The sequence below is a fragment of the Pseudomonas sp. GYB4201 genome (genome assembly GCF_056312595.1).
Map to the genome: position 1 here is coordinate 46,414 of NZ_JBWGIG010000011.1, position 16,802 is coordinate 63,215.

Consider the following 16,802-nt stretch of genomic DNA (forward strand, 5'->3'; position numbering starts at 1 on the left):
AGCTCCCTCGGGAAAAATTCAATTCGTCGAACTGGCCAACCACTCATGCAATTGGCTGAAACGCTCGATGGCCAGCACCGGCTCATGCACCAACAGCGCCTCCAGCGGCATCGCCCCGTAACCCACGGCCACGGCGTCCATGCCCGCGTTGCGCGCCATCAGCAGGTCGAACGCCGCATCCCCCACCATCAGCGCGCGTTCGCGCGGCACCTGGCAGTGGGCGAGGATTTCTTCCAGCATCAGCGGGTGCGGCTTGCTGCGGGTTTCATCGGCGGCCCGGGTAATGTCGAAGTACGCCTCCCAGCCGTGCGCCTTGAGCACCCGGTCCAGGCCGCGACGCGCCTTGCCCGTGGCCACCGCCAGGCGGTAACCCTGGGCACGGAAGGCTTCCAGCGCCTCAGGCACGCCAGGGAACAGCGCCGACGGCTCAGCATCCATGGCCATGTAGCAATCGGCATAGTGTTGACGAAAAGCTACGACTTGGCTGTCATCCATTTCCGGATACAGCGTAAGAATTGCCTCTGGCAACGCCAGGCCGATGATGCCCTTGATCGCTTCGTCGCTGCGCTCGGCATAACCCGCGGCGCGCGCCGCCACTTTCATGGCCTCGACAATCCGACCAATGGAATCGGACAGAGTGCCGTCCCAGTCGAAGATCAGCAGGTCATAGTCACGGCGCACTGGCGAGGCGCTCCACGGTCTTGGCCCACATTTCGTCCACCGACGCCTCGAGCTTCAGCGCGCCGCCATCGGGCAGCGGCACGGTCAGGGCGTAGGCGTGCAGGAACAGGCGCTTGCCGCCCAGGTCGCGGATTTCCTTGCTGAACTCCTCGTCGCCGTACTTGCTGTCACCCGCAATGCTGTGGCCGGCGTGCAGGGCATGCACGCGAATCTGGTGGGTACGACCGGTGATCGGCCGGGCCTCGACCATGGTGGCGAAGTCGCCGAAGCGGCGCAGCACCTTGAACAGGGTCAGGGCTTCTTTGCCCTCTTCGTCGATCTCGACCATGCGCTCGCCCGAACGCAGGTTGCTCTTCTGCAGCGGCGCGTTGACCTGCTTGCGCGCCGAATCCCAGCGGCCGCGTACCAGCGCCATGTAGCGCTTGTCGACGCCATCGCCACGCAGGGCGGCGTGCAGGTGGCGCAGCATGCTGCGCTTCTTGGCGATCATCAGCAGCCCGGAGGTGTCGCGGTCCAGGCGGTGCACCAGCTCCAGCTCCTTGGCGTCGGGGCGCAGCTGACGGAAGGCTTCGATCACCCCGTAGTTAAGGCCGCTGCCGCCGTGCACGGCAATGCCGGCCGGTTTGTTGATCACCAGCAGGCCCTTGTCCTCGTACACGATCGAGGCTTCCAGGCGCTGCAACAGGCCCTGGGCCAGCGGCACGGGCTCGTCGCGCTCGGGCAGGCGCACAGGTGGAATACGGATAATGTCCCCGGCCTGCAACTTGTATTCGGGCTTGATGCGCCCCTTGTTCACCCGCACTTCGCCTTTGCGAAGGATGCGGTAGACCAAGGTTTTGGGCACGCCCTTGAGTGCAGTGATGAGGAAATTGTCGATTCTTTGGCCGGCATATTCCGGCGCAACCTCGAGCAGCTGGACGCCGGAGGTTGGAGGGGTTGTAGTCGTCATTCCTCCATAATAACAATTTTTTATGGATTTGAAGCACTTAATGATTGCTGCTATAGTCGCGAACGCCGCCAAAAGTGGCGGGCAAGCGGATATGCGGTAGTAGACCGGCCCTTGCCAACGCAATTCATGAGGACGCGAGGCCGTCCGACGGGGTTTTTGCTTGATTACGGGGTGGTACGCAACGTAACCGGCGCAGATGTGAGAAGACCGAGAGAAAGCCAAAAAGAGCGGTGTTTTTGCACTCATTTTCAGTTTTTTTTCGATGCCACTCTCATCCCACGCGGTCGTTGTCATCCGGTAACGGCGAATGCTTCGGAAACACAAAGCCTTAGCCATAAATGCGCCAGCACCCCATCGGTGCTTGCGATAAATGCCAACCCGTTGCGGATTCAGCGCGCGGCAGCACCCGAATTATCAGGGATACGTGTAGGGTGGAGATGCACAATCGTCGGACCGTGTAGCACCGCGTCATGTCGAGTACTGCCACAGGCGCCTCACGACACGACCCGGGCTTGATTCAGACGCCTACCGGCGTCCACGCAGGACAATTGATTCCTCCTCCTGACTGAGTGCTTTTGACACCACAGCAAGCAGGACGCGTCGTCGCGACTTCATCCCCGTTGGATGAACCTCGCTGGACACTGCAGTGGCCTCGCCCCTGCTGACGCACCTGACACCGACCGTGAGAAGTCGTGTGTGCCGAACGCCGTTTCCGGCAGCCCGGAAACCGACGGTACTACATGAAAAGAATGCTGATTAACGCAACCCAACCTGAAGAGTTGCGCGTTGCACTGGTAGACGGCCAGCGCCTCTACGACCTGGACATCGAGTCCGGCGCCCGCGAGCAGAAGAAGGCCAACATCTACAAGGGCCGGATCACTCGCATCGAACCGAGCCTGGAAGCCGCCTTCGTCGACTTCGGCTCCGAGCGTCACGGCTTCCTGCCACTCAAAGAAATCTCCCGCGAATACTTCAAGAAATCCCCTGAAGGCCGCGTCAACATCAAGGACGTCCTGAGCGAAGGCCAGGAAGTCATCGTCCAGGTCGAAAAAGAAGAGCGTGGCAACAAGGGCGCCGCCCTGACCACCTTCATCAGCCTGGCCGGTCGTTACCTGGTGCTGATGCCCAACAACCCACGTGCCGGCGGCATCTCGCGCCGCATCGAAGGCGAAGAGCGCAACGAGCTGCGTGAAGCGCTGAACGGCCTGGTAGCCCCGGCCGACATGGGCCTGATCGTGCGCACTGCCGGCCTTGGCCGCAGCAGCGAAGAGATGCAGTGGGACCTGGACTACCTGCTGCAACTGTGGACCGCGATCAAGGAAGCCTCCCTGGACCGTTCCGCGCCTTTCCTGATCTACCAGGAAAGCAACGTCATCATCCGCGCCATCCGCGACTACCTGCGCCAGGACATCGGCGAAGTGCTGATCGACAGCGTCGAGGCCCAGGAAGAAGCCCTGACCTTCATCCGCCAGGTGATGCCGCAGTACGCCAGCAAGATCAAGTTGTACGAAGACAGCGTGCCGCTGTTCAACCGTTTCCAGATCGAAAGCCAGATCGAGACCGCCTTCCAGCGCGTGGTCGAACTGCCGTCGGGCGGTTCGATCGTGATCGACCCGACCGAAGCCCTGGTGTCCATCGACATCAACTCGGCGCGTGCCACCAAAGGCAGCGACATCGAAGAAACCGCCCTGCAGACCAACCTGGAAGCGGCCGAAGAGATCGCTCGCCAGCTGCGCCTGCGTGACATCGGCGGCCTGATCGTGATCGACTTCATCGACATGACCCCGGCCAAGAACCAGCGCGCCGTGGAAGAAAAAGTCCGCGAATGCCTGGAAGCCGACCGCGCCCGCGTGCAGATCGGCCGCATCTCGCGCTTCGGCCTGCTGGAAATGTCCCGTCAGCGCCTGCGTCCATCCCTGGGCGAAAGCAGCGGCATCGTCTGCCCACGCTGCAACGGCACCGGCATCATCCGTGACGTCGAATCGCTGTCGCTGGCCATCCTGCGCCTGATCGAAGAAGAAGCCCTGAAGGACCGCACCGCCGAGGTCCGCGCCCAGGTGCCGATCCCGGTCGCTGCGTTCCTGCTGAACGAAAAGCGCAACTCGATCACCAAGATCGAACTACGCACCCGCGCCCGCATCGTGATCCTGCCGAACGACCACCTGGAAACCCCGCATTTCGAAGTGCAGCGCCTGCGCGACGACAGCCCGGAAGCCCAGAGCGCCCAGTCGAGCTACGAGATCGCTGCAGCCGAAGTCGAAGAAGCCCAGCCAGTGGCCGCCACCCGCACCCTGGTACGCCAGGAAGCCGCGGTCAAGACCGCCCCGCCGCGCACTTCCGCGCCGGTGCCGGTTGAAGCCCCGGTTGCACCTGCCGCCCCGGTTGCGCCGGCGCCAGTCGTGCCTGAGCCAAGCCTGTTCAAGGGCCTGGTGAAGTCGCTGGTCAGCCTGTTCGCTACCAAGGAAGAGCCTGCTGCCCCGGTCGTGGTTGAAAAACCAGCTGCTCCAGAGCGCCCACAGCGCAACGAAGAGCGCCGCAACGGCCGCCAGCAGAGCCGCAGCCGTAACGGCCGCCGCGACGAAGACCGCAAGCCGCGCGAAGAGCGTGCGCCACGTGAAGAACGTGCACCGCGCGAAGCCCGCGAGGACGCCCCGGCCGCCCGTGAAGAACGTGCTCCACGCCAGCCGCGCGAGCCGCGTGCACCGCGTGAAGACCGTCGCAGCCGTGAAGACCGCCCGGTCCGCGAACTGCGCGAGCCGCTGGACGCCGTAGCCCCGGCCGTACGTGAAGAGCGCCCTGAGCGCGCGCCACGTGAAGAACGTGCCCCACGCGAAGAGCGTGCACCGCGTGAAGAACGCGCCCCACGCGAAGAACGTGCGCCACGTGAAGAGCGTGCACCACGCGAAGAACGTGCTCCTCGTGAAGAGCGTGCGCCACGCGAAGAGCGTGCACCACGTGAAGAGCGTGCGCCACGCGAAGAGCGTGCTCCTCGCGAAGAACGTGCACCGCGCGAGCGCGTGCTGCGTCCCGAGCAGGTTGAAGGTGAAGCCGTAGCCGTGGCCGCCGTTGCCGCCACCGTGGCTGCAGCCGAAGCCGACGAGGCGCTGCCGACCAACGAAGAGCTGCTGCAGGACGAGAACCAGGAAGGCACCGACGGCGAACGCCCTCGCCGCCGCTCCCGTGGCCAGCGTCGCCGCAGCAACCGTCGTGAGCGCCAGCGTGACGCCAACGGCAACGTGGTTGAAGGCAGCGAAGAAGGCCAGGAAGAAGGCACCGAGCCATCGGGCGTTGAACTGGCTGCCGGCCTGGCCGTGACCGAAGCCGTCGCCCACAGCGAGATCAGCGCTCCGGCCGAAGCCGAAGCCGCCGTTCAAGCCGAGCGCGCCACTGCTGCGGTAGAAGCGCCGGTTGCTGTTGAAGCACCTGTCGAAGCACCTGTTGAAGCCCCTGCTGAAGTAGCTGTGCAAGCTGCCGCTGAAGTGATCGAGGCCCCGGCCCCGATTGTCGAAGCTGCTGAAGAAGCTGCTGCTCCAGTGGTTCACGCCGAAGTGGTGGCCGACCAGCCGGTCGAAGTAACCCCAGTGGTTGAGACCCCAGCCAGCGAAGCACCGGTTGAAGTCACCCCAGTGGTTGAAGCTGCCCCGGTGGTCGAAGCCAAGCCGGAGCCTGAAGTGTTCGCCGCCCCGGTAGTCGAGCAGCCTTCCTTCGTGTTCGAGGCGCCAGCGCCAAAGACCGTCGAAGAAGCTGCCGCCCCTGTGGTCGACATCCAGCCTGAGCCGGTTGCCGAGGTGGTGGAAGCCGCCCCTGCGCCAGTGGTCGAAGCTGCCCCTGTGGTTGAAGCTGCGGTTGAGCCGGTTGTCGAAGCCCAGCCCGAAGTGGTTGCCGAGCCTGTAGTGGAAGCCCCGGCCGTGGTACTGGCCAGCAACGGCCGCGCCCCGAACGACCCACGTGAAGTGCGTCGCCGCAAGCGTGAAGCCGAAGCCGCCGCCGCTGCAGCCGCCGCTGCCGCCCAGGCCGCCGAAGCTGCACACGCGCCACACGCAGTAGAAGAGCAGCACGAGCACAAGCCGTTCGTCTGACCTTGAAGCGTTAAAAAAGCCCCCGCTGCAGCAATGCACCGGGGGCTTTTTTTCGCCTATCGATTGCCCCCCGTAGCAGCGGCCGCAGGCCGCGTCATGGCCCCTGCGGTGCGCCCGGTTCACCGCATGAACCAGACGCCGCCTGGCGGCAGCTGCTACGCGGTAGAAAAGCCGTCTGACCCGTAGCAGCGGCCGCAGGCCGCGTCACGGACCCTGCGGTGTGCCTGGTTCACCGCATGAAGCAGACGCCGCCTGGCGGCAGCTGCTACGAGGCGGGCCGAAGCTGCACACGCGGCAGAAGAGCCGTCTGACCTTGAAGCGTTAAAAAGCCTATCGATTACACCTGTAGCAGCGGCCGCAGGCCGCGTCACAGGCGCCGCAAAAGATCCGAAGGCAAGTCGATATCGCAATAGATCCCAGGATCGGCAACCGCGATCTCGACGACCGTCGCGCCCGCAAACAACCGCCGCGCCCCCTGGTCGCCACTCAGGCCCATCAAGCCAGCCGAAAAAGCGCTGCCAAAGGCCACTGGGTGCCCATAGCCCTGCCCCGCCACAGGCACGCAGATGATTCGATCGTGAACAGCCATCGACACCTGTCGGTAGGTATCGGGCCGAATGAACGGCATGTCGCCCAGCACCACTAGCCAGCCAGCCGCCAATGGCGCCGCCGCGACGGCAGCCGCCAGGCTGTCACCCATGCCGGGAGAGGGAGCAAGGATGACCTGGAAGCCATGCAGGCGACCCAGTTCGGCGATTTCCGGACGATCCGGGCGCGTGACCAGCACCCGCTCACCGGGCAACCCATCGAGGCTGCGCAGGGTCTGCGCCAGCACGGGGCGCTCGACCCCGTCCAGGCCAGGACATGGCGCCAGCAGCTTGCTCTGCCCCGCCCCCGCCTGCGCCTGGAAGCGCGCGCCCTGCCCCGCTGCCAATACCACGATGCACGGTGTCACGCTGGCGCCTCCAGGTTGGCTTCAGTAGAGGTTCGGCTCCATCTCCAGCGCCACACCGAAGCGCTGGAGGATATCGGCCTGGATACGCATGGCCAGGCCATGCAGTTGCTGCCCGGTGGCCGCGCCATAGTTGACCAGCACCAGCGATTGCAGGCGATGCACGCCGGCATCACCGTCGCGGAAGCCTTTCCAGCCTGCGCGCTCGATCAGCCAACCCGCAGCCAGCTTGACCTGGCCATCGGCCTGGGGATAGCCCACCAGGTCCGGGTGCTCGGCCTTGATCCGCTCGGCCAGCGCTGCCGGCACCACCGGATTCTTGAAGAAACTGCCGGCATTGCCCAGCTCGGCCGGGTCGGGCAGCTTTTCCCGACGAATGCTGCAGATCGCCGCGCTCACATCAGTGGGCGTCGGCGCCTCGATGCCTTGCTCGGCCAGGCGCTGGCGCACCGGGCCGTAGTCCAGGTGCAGCTGCGCCGCGCGGGCCAGGGTGAAGCGCACGCGCAGGATCAGCCAACGCCCAGGCTCGCGCTTGAACAGGCTGTCACGGTAGCCAAAGGCGCACTCGGCCAGGCTGAAGTCGCGCAGCGCGCCGGTATGGCGGTCCAGGGCAGTCAGGCCGTGGAACACGTCCTTGATCTCGACGCCATAGGCGCCGATATTCTGCATGGGCGCCGCGCCCACAGTGCCGGGGATCAGGCTGAGGTTCTCCAGCCCGGCCAGGCCCATGGCCAGGGTTTGCAGGACAAACGGGTGCCACGACTCACCGGCCTCGGCCTCGATCACCAGCTGCTGGCCATCATCGGCAAGCACGCGCACGCCGGTGCTGGCCATGCGCATCACCAACTGCTGCACGTCGGCGGTCAGCAGCAGGTTGCTGCCCCCGCCAATGGGCAGCACCGGCACCTGGCACTCCTGGGCCCAGGCCAGCGCCTGGCGCACCTGGTCGTCGCTGTCGACCTCGACGAACCAGCGTGCCTTGACGTCGATACCAAAGGTGTTGAACGGCTTGAGCGATACCTGCTCACGGATCTGCAGGCTCATAGCCGCCCCTTCAATTCATTGACCAGGCCGGCGCACGCCAGCTCGATCAGGTCCAATACCTGCTCGAAGCCCTGCTCGCCGCCGTAATACGGGTCGGGCACCTCGTCCACCGCGCCGTCGTAACGGCGCAGGAACAGGTCCAGTTCGGCACGGCCGTTGGCCGGCTGCAGGCGCTTGAGGTTGCCCAGGTTGCTGTGGTCCATCGCCAGGATCAGGTCGTAGCGGCCGAAATCGGCAGCACTGACCTGCTGGGCGCGCTGGGCCGACAGGTCGTAGCCGCGGCGCAGGGCCGCGGCACGGGTGCGACTGTCCGGCGGCTTGCCCACGTGCCAGTCGCCGGTGCCGGCCGACGCCACCTGCACCTGCTCGGCCAGGCCGGCCGCGCGCAACTGATGGCGCAGCACGCCTTCGGCGGTGGGCGAGCGGCAGATATTGCCTAGGCACACGAACAGGACGCGCATCAGGCCTCCAGCAGGCGCCGTACGCGCTCCAGGTCCTGCGGGGTGTCGACACCGGCAGGCGGTGCTTCGACAGCGTCGGCGACATGGATGCGCACGCCGTGCCACAGGGCACGCAGCTGCTCCAGGCGCTCGGTCTCTTCCAGCCAGCACGGGCCCCAGGCCACGAAGTCCTGCAGGAAGCCGGCGCGGTAGGCATAGATGCCGATGTGGCGACGGAACGGCACGCCGGCAGGCAGGCTGTCACGGTCGTTGGCGAACTGGTCGCGGGCCCACGGCAGCGTGGCGCGGCTGAAGGTCAGCGCCAGGCCATTGAGGTCGGCGACCACTTTCACCACGTTGGGGTTGAACAGCGATTCGACGTCCTCGATGGGCTCGGCCAGGGTGGCCATGCCTGCTTCGGCGTGGGCGGCCAGGTTGGCGGCCACCTGGTTGATCACCGCTGGCGGGATCAGCGGCTCGTCGCCCTGGACGTTGACCACGATGGCATCGGCAGCCAGGCCCAGGGCCTGGGCCACTTCGGCCAGGCGGTCGGTGCCCGACTCATGGTCGGCGCGAGTCAGCAGCACTTCGGCGCCGAAGGCCTGGCAGGCCTCGACGATGCGCGCATCGTCAGTCGCCACCACCACGCGCTGGGCCGCGCTCTTGCGCGCCTGTTCCCAGACGTGCTGGACCATCGGCTTGCCGGCGATCAGCTGCAGTGGCTTGCCCGGCAGGCGCGTCGAAGAGAAACGCGCCGGAATGACAACCGTGAACGCCTGGCTCATTTATCCAGGCGCTCTTCGTCGGTCAGGGTGCGCGCTTCGCTTTCCAGCATCACCGGGATGCCGTCGCGGATCGGGTAGGCCAGGCCGGCGCCCTTGCTGATCAGCTCGGTCTTGTCGGCGCTGAGTTTCAGCGGGCCCTTGCAGATCGGGCAGGCGAGGATGTCGAGCAGTTTGGTGTCCATGTTAGGTCCTTGGCAAAAGAGCAAGCGTGAAGCGAAAAGGGTCAGGTACGCGCCAGCAGGCTGGGCAAGCGGGCGTCGAACCAGGCGACGAAGCCCGGCGAGGGCTGTGCGTCGACGGCCAGGTACCACCAGTCGTCCCGGGCGAAGGCACGGCATTTGACGGCGTCCTTCTCGGTCATGACCAGCGGCAGCGGCGGTGAAAAAGTCAGTGCCGCCAGGCTGTACTCGGCGTGGTCGGCGAACGCGTGAGCCTGTGGCCGCCAGTGTAGCGCCTGCAGGGTATTGAAGAAACGTTGCGGGTTGCCGATGCCGGCTACCGCATGCACGGCCTGGCCGGGGGCGAACAGGTCGAGGCCGCGACGCTCGCCGGTCAGCACGTTGACCAGCGCGGTAGGTTGCAGGGTGAAGGCGAAACCCTGGTCGCGGTCCTGCTCGGCACCGTTGAACAGCACGGCATCAACCGTCTGCAAGCGCTCGACGGGTTCGCGCAGCGGGCCGGCGGGCAGGCAGCGCTGGTTGCCCAGGCCGCGGGCGGCGTCGATCAGCACCAGCTCCAGGTCACGGGCCAGGCGGTAATGCTGCAGGCCATCGTCGGAGAGGATCAGGTCCAGCGGCTCGGCCGCCGTCAGCGCCTGCACGGCACGGCTGCGGTCGGGGTCGATCATCAGGGGCACGCCGCTGCGCTGCACGATCAGCAGCGGCTCGTCACCGGCCACCGCCGCGCTGTCGCTGGCGCCAACGCGCCACGGCAGCTGCGGCGGCTTGGCACCGTAGCCACGGCTGACCACGCCGACCTTGAGGCCCTGGCGCCGGCAGTGCTCGATCAGCCAGAGGATCATCGGCGTCTTGCCGGTGCCACCGACGGTGACGTTGCCCACCACCAGCACCGGCACCGGGGAACGGTAGATAGTGCCCTCCCCGCGCAGGAAACGCTGGCGCTTGCCAGCCACGACGCGGCGGTACAAGCATTCCAGCGGGCGCAGCAGCGCCAGCGCCGGATGACCGGTGTACCAGGCCGCCAACAAGCGATCGGAAAAGGCCATCAGTTGTTCGCCTGCGCCTCGACCGTGGTCATGCTCAGGTGGCTGAAGCCCAGCTTGCCGGCGGCGTCCATGGCGGTGATCACCGCCTGGTGCGGGGTCTTGCCGTCGGCGCTGATCGACAGCGGCAACTTGCTGTCGCCGCCGGACTCGGCCTGCAGCGCATCCATCAGGGTGTTCAGGTCACTCTTGGGCAGCAGCTTGTTGTTCACCGAGTAGACGCCGTCGGCGCTGATGGCAATGTCCAGGGTCTTGCCGGCGTCCTGCTCGGGGCTGCCACTGACAGCTTCGGGCAGGTCCACGCGCAACTGCGTCTGTTTGGTGAAGGTGGTGGTGACCACGAAGAACAGCAGCAGCACAAACACCACGTCGATCAGCGACACCAGGTTGATGTCGATCTGCTCTCGTTGCTTGCGGCGGAACTTCACGCTTTGTCCTCGGCCAGATCGACCTCGCGGTCACCCTGCACCATTTCCACCAGCTTGATCGCTTCCTGCTCCATGCCCACTACCAGCTCGTCGATGCGACGTTGCAGGAAACGGTGGAAGAACACCGCCGGAATACCCACCATCAGGCCCGAGGCGGTGGTCACCAGCGCCTTGGAGATACCACCGGCCAGCACCGCCGGGTTGGTCGCCATGTTGGTGCCCATGAACGAGCTGAAGATTTCGATCATGCCCAGCACGGTACCCAGCAGGCCCAGCAGCGGCGCCATGGCGGCGATGGTGCCCAGGGTGCTGATGTAGCGTTCCATTTCGTGAATGACGCGGGCCGCGGCCTCTTCGATGCATTCCTTCATGATTTCGCGGCCATGGCGCGAGTTGGCCAGGCCCGCGGCGAGGATTTCACCCAGCGGCGAATCGGCGCGCAGCTCCTTTAGCTTTTCCTTGTCCAACTGCTTGTCGCGGATCCAGCGCCAGACCTGACCCAGCAGGTGCGGCGGGGTCACGCGGCTGGCACGCAAGGTCCACAGGCGCTCGGCGGTGATGCCCAGCGCGGCGATGGAACTCAGAATGATCGGCAACATCATCCAGCCGCCGGATTTGACCAATTCCCACACAGTAAGGACCCCCTCGAAAAAGTTCGCCACTCTAACATAGGGGGGCCGAGGGTCGTAGACCGTCATGTCGGGTCACGCCAGAAGCGCCGCCGCTCGCGCTCGCCACGCACCCCGTCGAAGCGCCCCAGGCGCAGGTGCAGCGCACCGTGCACGGCGTTGTCGTGGACTTCGATGCCGTTGGCGCGGTAACGCTCGACCACCAGCGGGTGCGGATGCCCGAACGAGTTGTTATGGCCGCGGGAAATCAGCGCGCCGCGCGGTTTCATGGCCGTCAGCAGCAGTTGCGATGACGAGGTGCGGCTGCCGTGGTGGGGCGACTGCAACCAGTGCCCGGCCAGGTCCAGGCCACTGGCCACCAGCGCACGCTCGGCAGCGGCGTCGATGTCCCCACCCAACAGCAGCTTCTCGCCATTCGCCTCCACCAGCAGCACGCAGGAGGACGGATTGCTCTCTCGTGCCGCCGCCCAGCGCCACACGGTGAAATGCACCCCATCCCACTGCCACTGGTGCCCGGCCTCGCAGGGCTGCGCGCCCAGCTGCGCCGGCAATTGCCCAGGCTCGCCGCTCCATACGGCGGCCACCGGCACGCCGCGCATCACCGCCGGGGCGCCACCGGCGTGGTCCATGTGCGCGTGGCTGATCAGCATCAGGTCCAGGCGCCGCACGCCCAGACCATGCAGGTTGGGCAGCACTACCCGCTCACCGGCGTCCTGCCCCGGCGTGCGCGGGCCGGCGTCGTACAACAGCGCGTGATTGCGGGTACGCACCAGCACCGCCAGGCCTTGCCCCACGTCCAGTTGAGTCACCTGGGCCTGGGCATGGGGCACTGACGCCTGGGGCGGGAGCGCCGCCAGCAGCACCAGCGGCCAGCCCAGCGGGCGCAAGGGCATGCCCGCGGGCAGCAACAACAGCAACGTGCCGGCCAGCACCAGCAGCCACACGCCCAGGGGCAACGCCGGCGGCAGCCACGCCGGCACCCGCGCCGCCAGCCAGCCCAGGGCATCGAACAACACGGCCAGCAGGCCGCCCGCCAGCCACAGCAGCCCTTCCCCCACCCATGGCAGCGGCAGCAACAGGGCGCCCAGCAGCGCCGTGGGCAACACCGCCAGGCTCACCCACGGCACTGCCAGCAGATTGGCCAGCGGGCCGCCGAGGCTCACGGGCAGCCCCAGCGCCAGCATCGCCGGCAGCAAACCCACGGCCATCAGCCATTGCGCGCGGGTCCAGGCGCGCCACCACGGCCAGGCACCCAGCCTGCCGGAAAACACCAGCATCAGCACCGCGACCGCCGCGAACGACAGCCAGAACCCGGGCAGCAGGCTCACCAGCGGGTCGCTCAGCAACACCGCGTTCAACGCCACCAGCAGCGGCAGCCACACCCCCAAGTGGCGGAAACGCAGGCGCCATAACAGCACCAGGCCAAGCATGATGCACGCCCGCCGCACCGGCACCTGAAACCCGGCCAGCAGCCCGTAGCCCAGTGCTGCGGCAAAGGCCAGGCCACACGCCCAGGGCAGCCAGGGCAGCGCCCGCGGCCACAGCCCGAAGCGCGCCAGCCCTGCGACCAGGCCGTAGACCAGGCCGGCCAGCAGGCCGATGTGCGTGCCGGAAATCACCAGCAGGTGCACGGTGCCGGTGGCTTGCAGCACGTTCCATTGCTCGCGACTGATGCCCGAACCGTCGCCCATCACCAGCGCCACCAGCACGCCCTGGTAGCCCTGGGCATCGACCGCCAGCAGGCGTTGGCGCAGGCCGTCGCGCCAGGCTCCTTGCGCCGGGGCCAGCAGCTGGCCGTCCTTGACGCTGCCGGTGGCGCCGATGCGCCGGGCCAGCATCCAGGCTTCGGCGTCCAGGCCCGCCGGGTTGACCAGGCCCCGCGGCCGCTTCAACGTCACGGCCAGGCGCCAGCGCTCGCCGGCATTGACCACCGGCCCGTTGAACCACGACAGGCGCACCGTGGCTGGCAAGCCATGGCGCCGCGCCTGCGGGTCGCTCACCTCGAAACGCACGGAGGCGCCCTGGTTGTCCGGCAGCCCGCTGACTCGCCCCTCCAGCCACAGGGTCTGCCCATCCAAGGCGGGCGACAAACGGTCATCCAGCGCGCGCTGCCCTTGCCAGGCCGCCCAGGCCAGGCCCAGCACCAGCAGCCCCAGGCGCGCCCAACGCCACCAGCACAGCGCCATGCCCAGCGCCACGAGCCCCAGCAACAGCGGGGTGCCTGGCAGCACCGGGAGAAAACGCAGCGCCACCAGGCCCGTGGCCAGTGCCAGCATCGCAGTACGCATACACTCATCCTTGAGCAGCAGGGCGACCAGCATCCGCGCAAACCCGGGGAAGCGCTGCTCAATATTTGTCACAAAGTCTGAACGGAGCTGTCAGCAAAGCCGGGCATACTGAGGGCCACCCTCCCTGCCCGCGCCGCGAGAACCTGGATGCCACGCCGCCTGTTCAAACGCTACATGCCCGACCCCGAGCGCTTGCGCGGCAACAAGTCGCTACGCTTTCTTGGGCGCCTGTTGCATGACCCGAACCTGTGGCACCTGAACCGCCGGGGCGTGTCCAGGGCCATGGCGGTAGGGCTGTTCGCTGCCTTCCTGCCCATCCCCTTGCAGATGCTGGTGGCGGCCGCGCTGGCGGCGCTGGTGCGTGGCAACCTGGCCATTGCGGTGAGCCTGGTGTGGCTGACCAACCCGCTGACCATGGCGCCGGTGTTCTTCGTCACCTACCAGGTGGGTGCATGGCTGATGGGCACGCCGCCGCGCAGCCTGCCGGACGACCTGAGCTGGGAATGGGTGAGCAGCCAGCTGGCCACCTTGTGGCAGCCGTTCGTGCTGGGTTCAGTAGTGACGGGGCTGGTAATGGGCGCCCTGGGGTACATGGCCACCCAAGGCTACTGGCGCTGGTGGGTGGCCCGCCAATGGCGCCGCCGCCACACCACCCCGTAGCAGCTGCCGCAGGCGGCGTCCGGGGTCGGCGCGGCGCCTGATGATGCGCGGCGCCGGGGGACGCGGCCTTTGGCCGCTGCTCCGGGGGAGTGGTGCTTAACTGCGCATGCCGCGGCCGCTCACCAGCAAGCGTGCGCAACCAATGTACAACACCACCGTGGCCACCAGCATGAACGCCACCGCGATGCTGATACGAATGTCCGACACGCCCAGGATGCCGTAGCGGAAGGCGTTGACCATGTGCAGCACCGGGTTCACCAGCGACACGGTCTGCCAGAACGGCGGCAGCAGGGTAATGGAGTAGAACACCCCGCCCAGGTAGGTCAGCGGCGTCAGCACGAAGGTCGGGATGATGGAAATATCATCGAAGTTGCGCGCAAACACTGCGTTGATGAAGCCCAGCAGCGAGAAAATCGTCGCCGTCAGGATCACCACCAATAGGGTGATGCCCAGGTGGTGCACCTGCAGGTGGGTGAAGAACAGCGACAGCAGGGTGACGATGATGCCCACCATCAACCCGCGCAGCACGCCACCGATCACGTAGCCGGTCAGAATGATGTGCGGCGACACCGGCGACACCATCAGCTCCTCGATGGAGCGCTGGAACTTGCTGCCGAAGAAGCTCGACACCACGTTGCCATAGGAGTTGGTGATCACCGACATCATGATCAGCCCCGGCACGATGTACTCCATGTAGGTGAAGCCACCCATGCCGCCGATCTGTCGGCCGATCAGGTTACCGAAGATCACGAAATACAGGACCATAGTGATGGCCGGGGGCAGCAGGGTCTGCGGCCAGATGCGCATGAAACGGCGCACCTCGCGGTAGACGATGGTGTTCAGCGCGACCCAGTTGGCTTTGACTTCGAAACTCATACGGCCACCTTCGCCAGGTTTTTCTCCACCAGGGACACGAACAGCTCCTCCAGCCGGTTGGTTTTGTTGCGCAGGCTCAGCACCTCGATGTGTTTCAAGGCCAGCTGGCCGAACAGCGCGGTAATGCCCACTTCCTTGTCCACCTGCACCTCCAGGGTGTGCGGGTCAATCAACCGGCAAGGGTAACCCTCGAGCACGGGCGCCTCGGCCAGGTCGGCCTTGAGGTCCAGCAGGAAGGTCTCCACGTGCAGCTTGCCCAGCAGGTTGCGCATGCTGGTGTTCTCGACGATGGTGCCGTGGTCGATGATGCCGATGTTGCGGCACAGCTGCTCGGCCTCTTCCAGGTAATGCGTGGTGAGGATGATGGTGGTGCCCTGCTGGTTCAGCTCGGTGAGGAAGCTCCACATCGACCGGCGCAGCTCGATATCCACGCCCGCGGTGGGTTCGTCGAGAATCAGCAGGCGCGGGTTGTGGATGAGTGCGCGGGCGATCATCAGCCGGCGCTTCATGCCGCCCGACAGCGACCGCGAGGGCACGTCGCGTTTGTCCCACAGGCCCAACTGGGTCAGGTATTGCTCCGAGCGTTCCTTGGCGATGCGCGGCGGGATGCCGTAGTAGCCCGCCTGGGTCACGACGATGTCGAAGGTCTTCTCGAACTGGTTGAAGTTGAACTCCTGGGGCACCACGCCGATGCTGCGCTTGAGCGCCGCCGGGTCGCGATCCAGGTCGTGGCCGAAGATATTCACCGTGCCACTGGTCTTGTTCACCAGGGTGGAGAGAATGCCGATGGTGGTGGACTTGCCAGCGCCGTTGGGGCCCAGCAAGGCGAAGAAGTCGCCTTCGGCCACGTCCAGGTCAATGCCCTTGAGGGCCTGGAAACCGTTGCCGTAGGTCTTGGTCAGCTGCCGGATGGACAGAGCAGAACTCATAGTTGAACCATGCACCGAAAAAAGAAAGGAAGGGTCGATAAACCTTAATAAAGACGCCGATCACCGTCACAAGGTGCGGCGGGCATGACCAATGGTGCTAGCACGCGGCGCACATGTACAGTGATCAACATCGATAATACTTATCAGGTCAACGCGGTCATCACCGCCTTGCGGTAGGCCGGGCGCTGTTTCAGGCGCTCGTACCAGGCTTCCAGGTGCGGCATGGGCGGCCGTTCGATGGGCATCTCGAACCAGGCATAGATGAAGCAGCCCAGGGGTATGTCGCCCATGCCCACTTCGCTGCCCGACAGGTAGGGCTGCTGCGCCAGCGCCTCGTTCGCCACGGCCAGCACCTCGACCACGGCCTTGAACGCGGCGTTGATCTGCACCCAGTCCTGCTGCTCGGCAGGGGTGCGCAGCACGCCCCAGAACAGCGGCTTGAAGGGGTCTGCCAGGGTCGAGGTGGTCCAGTCCATCCACTTGTCGGCGCTGGCGCGCGCGGCGGGATCGGCGTTGAACCACGTCGATTCACCGCCATACTGCGCGCACAGGTAGCGAACGATGGCGTTGGACTCCCACAGCACCAGCGCCCCATCCTCGATCATCGGCACCCGGCCGTTGGGGTTCTTGCTGCGGTACTGCGCCTCGTTGACCAGGCCAAACGCACCGCCGGCATCGATGGCCTGGTACGGCAGCTGCAATTCTTCTGCGCACCACAGCACCTTGCGCACGTTGGACGAGTTCTTGCGTCCCCACACCTTGAGCATTCTGTGTCTCCCGGCTGAATAGTCCGAGGAGTCTACTACCGGTCGGCGAGCGCCCCCCATGATTTTTTCCACC

The 16,802-nt window shown here is 66.0% G+C and carries 16 protein-coding genes; 2 read left to right on the plus strand and 14 right to left on the minus strand.

Annotated features, from left to right (window positions below; translation table 11 throughout):
- Nucleotides 1–18: 18 nt before the first annotated feature.
- Together AC0Z2B_RS12630 and rluC are read right to left on the minus strand one after the other, a co-directional pair.
- Nucleotides 19–681, minus strand: a complete 663-nt coding sequence (locus AC0Z2B_RS12630; RefSeq protein WP_476297000.1) for an HAD-IA family hydrolase — start codon at nt 679–681, stop codon at nt 19–21.
- The gene (rluC, locus tag AC0Z2B_RS12635) at nt 671–1,630 is read right to left on the minus strand and encodes a 23S rRNA pseudouridine(955/2504/2580) synthase RluC (RefSeq protein WP_476297002.1); all 960 of its coding nucleotides are present in this window, start codon (nt 1,628–1,630) and stop codon (nt 671–673) included. The genes AC0Z2B_RS12630 and rluC overlap by 11 nt, the downstream gene beginning before the upstream one ends.
- A 740-nt stretch (nt 1,631–2,370) precedes the next feature.
- Between rluC and rne the strand changes: the two genes are divergently transcribed.
- On the plus strand, nt 2,371–5,709 hold the full coding sequence (gene rne, locus AC0Z2B_RS12640) for a ribonuclease E (protein ID WP_476297004.1): 3,339 nt from the start codon (nt 2,371–2,373) through the stop codon (nt 5,707–5,709).
- Between the two features lie 367 nt (nt 5,710–6,076).
- Here rne and AC0Z2B_RS12645 read toward each other — a convergent pair whose 3' ends face one another.
- The 9 genes from AC0Z2B_RS12645 to AC0Z2B_RS12685 all read right to left on the minus strand — a co-directional run bounded on the left by AC0Z2B_RS12645 (nt 6,077) and on the right by AC0Z2B_RS12685 (nt 13,497).
- Nucleotides 6,077–6,664: a nucleotidyltransferase family protein gene (locus AC0Z2B_RS12645; RefSeq protein ID WP_476297006.1), complete on the minus strand. Its 588-nt coding sequence runs from the start codon at nt 6,662–6,664 to the stop codon at nt 6,077–6,079.
- Between the two features lie 21 nt (nt 6,665–6,685).
- Nucleotides 6,686–7,705, minus strand: coding sequence for a UDP-N-acetylmuramate dehydrogenase (gene murB, locus AC0Z2B_RS12650; protein WP_476297008.1), 1,020 nt, complete (start codon nt 7,703–7,705; stop codon nt 6,686–6,688).
- Nucleotides 7,702–8,166: an arsenate reductase/protein-tyrosine-phosphatase family protein gene (locus AC0Z2B_RS12655; RefSeq protein WP_473005842.1), complete on the minus strand. Its 465-nt coding sequence runs from the start codon at nt 8,164–8,166 to the stop codon at nt 7,702–7,704. The genes murB and AC0Z2B_RS12655 overlap by 4 nt, the downstream gene beginning before the upstream one ends.
- A complete protein-coding gene (kdsB, locus tag AC0Z2B_RS12660) occupies nt 8,166–8,930 on the minus strand; it encodes a 3-deoxy-manno-octulosonate cytidylyltransferase (RefSeq protein WP_476297010.1) in 765 nt (254 codons plus the stop codon). Before kdsB ends, AC0Z2B_RS12655 begins: the two co-directional genes overlap by 1 nt.
- Entirely contained in the window at nt 8,927–9,112 is a 186-nt protein-coding gene (locus AC0Z2B_RS12665) for a Trm112 family protein (protein ID WP_027977460.1), read from the minus strand. Before AC0Z2B_RS12665 ends, kdsB begins: the two co-directional genes overlap by 4 nt.
- 41 nt (nt 9,113–9,153) lie before the next feature.
- Nucleotides 9,154–10,155 (minus strand): tetraacyldisaccharide 4'-kinase, encoded by a 1,002-nt coding sequence (lpxK, locus tag AC0Z2B_RS12670; RefSeq protein WP_476297012.1) that lies wholly within the window; start codon nt 10,153–10,155, stop codon nt 9,154–9,156.
- Nucleotides 10,155–10,580, minus strand: coding sequence for an ExbD/TolR family protein (locus tag AC0Z2B_RS12675; RefSeq protein WP_416423133.1), 426 nt, complete (start codon nt 10,578–10,580; stop codon nt 10,155–10,157). Before AC0Z2B_RS12675 ends, lpxK begins: the two co-directional genes overlap by 1 nt.
- Nucleotides 10,577–11,212: a MotA/TolQ/ExbB proton channel family protein gene (locus tag AC0Z2B_RS12680; RefSeq protein WP_473005840.1), complete on the minus strand. Its 636-nt coding sequence runs from the start codon at nt 11,210–11,212 to the stop codon at nt 10,577–10,579. The genes AC0Z2B_RS12675 and AC0Z2B_RS12680 overlap by 4 nt, the downstream gene beginning before the upstream one ends.
- Before the next feature lie 62 nt (nt 11,213–11,274).
- Entirely contained in the window at nt 11,275–13,497 is a 2,223-nt protein-coding gene (locus AC0Z2B_RS12685; protein WP_476297014.1) for a DNA internalization-related competence protein ComEC/Rec2, read from the minus strand.
- A 147-nt stretch (nt 13,498–13,644) separates the two neighbouring features.
- Here AC0Z2B_RS12685 and AC0Z2B_RS12690 point away from each other — a divergent pair, with 147 nt between their 5' ends.
- Nucleotides 13,645–14,157, plus strand: coding sequence for a DUF2062 domain-containing protein (locus AC0Z2B_RS12690; RefSeq protein ID WP_476297016.1), 513 nt, complete (start codon nt 13,645–13,647; stop codon nt 14,155–14,157).
- A gap of 96 nt (nt 14,158–14,253) precedes the next feature.
- On the opposite strand, the gene AC0Z2B_RS12695 is transcribed toward AC0Z2B_RS12690, so the two are convergent.
- From AC0Z2B_RS12695 to AC0Z2B_RS12705, 3 genes are all read right to left on the minus strand, one after another.
- The gene (locus AC0Z2B_RS12695) at nt 14,254–15,033 is read right to left on the minus strand and encodes an ABC transporter permease (RefSeq protein WP_416423129.1); all 780 of its coding nucleotides are present in this window, start codon (nt 15,031–15,033) and stop codon (nt 14,254–14,256) included.
- Nucleotides 15,030–15,962 carry an ABC transporter ATP-binding protein gene (locus AC0Z2B_RS12700; protein WP_416423128.1) on the minus strand — a complete coding sequence of 311 codons (933 nt, stop codon included), beginning with the start codon at nt 15,960–15,962 and terminating at the stop codon, nt 15,030–15,032. Before AC0Z2B_RS12700 ends, AC0Z2B_RS12695 begins: the two co-directional genes overlap by 4 nt.
- 143 nt (nt 15,963–16,105) lie before the next feature.
- Complete coding sequence (locus AC0Z2B_RS12705; RefSeq protein ID WP_476297018.1) at nt 16,106–16,729, minus strand: glutathione S-transferase; 624 nt, start codon at nt 16,727–16,729, stop codon at nt 16,106–16,108.
- Nucleotides 16,730–16,802 lie beyond the last annotated feature (73 nt).

Excerpts from the sequence above, each read along its gene's own strand:
- rluC (WP_476297002.1), bottom strand. The coding sequence starts at position 1,630 with ATGACGACTACAACCCCTCCAACCTCCGGCGTCCAGCTGCTCGAGGTT.
- AC0Z2B_RS12685 (WP_476297014.1), bottom strand. The coding sequence starts at position 13,497 with ATGCGTACTGCGATGCTGGCACTGGCCACGGGCCTGGTGGCGCTGCGT.
- AC0Z2B_RS12695 (WP_416423129.1), bottom strand. The coding sequence starts at position 15,033 with ATGAGTTTCGAAGTCAAAGCCAACTGGGTCGCGCTGAACACCATCGTC.
- AC0Z2B_RS12665 (WP_027977460.1), bottom strand. The coding sequence starts at position 9,112 with ATGGACACCAAACTGCTCGACATCCTCGCCTGCCCGATCTGCAAGGGC.
- AC0Z2B_RS12700 (WP_416423128.1), bottom strand. The coding sequence starts at position 15,962 with ATGAGTTCTGCTCTGTCCATCCGGCAGCTGACCAAGACCTACGGCAAC.
- kdsB (WP_476297010.1), bottom strand. The coding sequence starts at position 8,930 with ATGAGCCAGGCGTTCACGGTTGTCATTCCGGCGCGTTTCTCTTCGACG.
- murB (WP_476297008.1), bottom strand. The coding sequence starts at position 7,705 with ATGAGCCTGCAGATCCGTGAGCAGGTATCGCTCAAGCCGTTCAACACC.
- AC0Z2B_RS12690 (WP_476297016.1), top strand. The coding sequence starts at position 13,645 with ATGCCACGCCGCCTGTTCAAACGCTACATGCCCGACCCCGAGCGCTTG.
- AC0Z2B_RS12655 (WP_473005842.1), bottom strand. The coding sequence starts at position 8,166 with ATGCGCGTCCTGTTCGTGTGCCTAGGCAATATCTGCCGCTCGCCCACC.
- AC0Z2B_RS12705 (WP_476297018.1), bottom strand. The coding sequence starts at position 16,729 with ATGCTCAAGGTGTGGGGACGCAAGAACTCGTCCAACGTGCGCAAGGTG.
- rne (WP_476297004.1), top strand. The coding sequence starts at position 2,371 with ATGAAAAGAATGCTGATTAACGCAACCCAACCTGAAGAGTTGCGCGTT.
- lpxK (WP_476297012.1), bottom strand. The coding sequence starts at position 10,155 with ATGGCCTTTTCCGATCGCTTGTTGGCGGCCTGGTACACCGGTCATCCG.